Annotated in this window: 1 protein-coding gene; it reads left to right on the top strand. The window is 71.2% G+C overall.

The features are described 5' to 3' along the window. Positions 1-1,204: hypothetical protein (locus AC1DQ3_RS36455; protein WP_477124942.1), on the top strand; the 1,204-nt coding region annotated here is incomplete at both ends.

The following is a 1,204-nucleotide window of genomic DNA, read 5'->3' as shown; positions in this document are numbered from 1 at the left end:
GAGCGAGCTGTCCCTGCTCTCGGGCGCGGCGGAAAGCCAACTGCGCCGCGAGCCGGCCTTCAAGGCACTCTCCGTGGAATTGGCCGCCATTCGCGACGCCGTGCCGCGCCGGGACGGGGAAGCCAGCCTGGCCTACGCCCGCCGCCTGCGCGAGCAGCAGCCCGGCCTCAGCCTGAACGAGCTGTCCCTGCTTTCGGGTGCCGTGGAAAGCCATCTGCGCAGCGAGCCGGCCTTCAAGGCGCTCTCCGTGGAACTGGCCGCCATTCGCGACGCCGTGCCGCGCCGGGACGGGGAAGCCAATCTGCCCTACGCCCGCCGACTGCGCGAGCAGCGGCCCGGCCTCAGCCTGAGAGAGTTGTCCCTGCTCTCGGCCGCCGCGGAAAGCCGACTGCGCAGCGATCCGGCCTTCAAGACGCTCTCCGTGGAACTGGCCGCCATTCGCGACGCCATTCGCGACGCCGTGCCGCGCCAGGACGGGGAAACCAGTCTGGCCTACGCCCGCCGCCTGCACGAGCAGCGGCCCGGCCTCGGCCTGAGCGAGCTGTCCCTGCTCTCGGGGACCGTGGAAAGCCAACTGCGCCGCGATCCAGCCTTCAAGGCGCTCCCCGTGGAACTGGCCGCCATTCGCGACGCCATTCGCGACGCCGTGCCGCGCCGGGACGGGGAAGCCAGTCTGCCCTACGCCCGCCGACTGCACGAGCAGCGGCCCGGCCTCAGCCTGAGCGAGCTGKCCCTGCTCTCGGGCACTTTGGAAACCCATCTGCGCCGCGAGCCGGCCTTCAAGGCGCTCCCCGTGGAACTGGCCACCATTCGCGACGCCGTGCCGCGCCTGGACGGGGAAGCCAATCTGCCCTACGCCCGCCGCCTGCACGAGCAGAGGCCCGGCCTCAGCCTGAGCGAGCTGTCCCTGCTTTCGGGTGCCATGGAAAACCATCTGCGCGGCGATCCGGCCTTCACGGCGCTCTCCGTGGAATTGGCCGCCATTCTCGACGCTATTCGCGACGCCGTGCCGCGCCTGGACGGGGAAGCCAGTCTGCCCTACGCCCGCCGACTGCACGAGCAGCGGCCCGGCCTCAGCCTGAACGAGCTGTCCCTGCTCTCGGGTGCCACGGAAAACCAACTGCGCCGCGAGCCGGCCTTCAAGGCGCTCTCCGTGGAATTGGCCGCCATTCGCGACGCCGTGCCGCGCCGGAACGGGGAAGCC

This window comes from Cupriavidus sp. 01T418 (assembly GCF_056398885.1).
The sequence above is the reverse complement of the archived record's forward strand: the minus strand, read 5'-3'. Positions and strand labels throughout refer to the sequence as shown.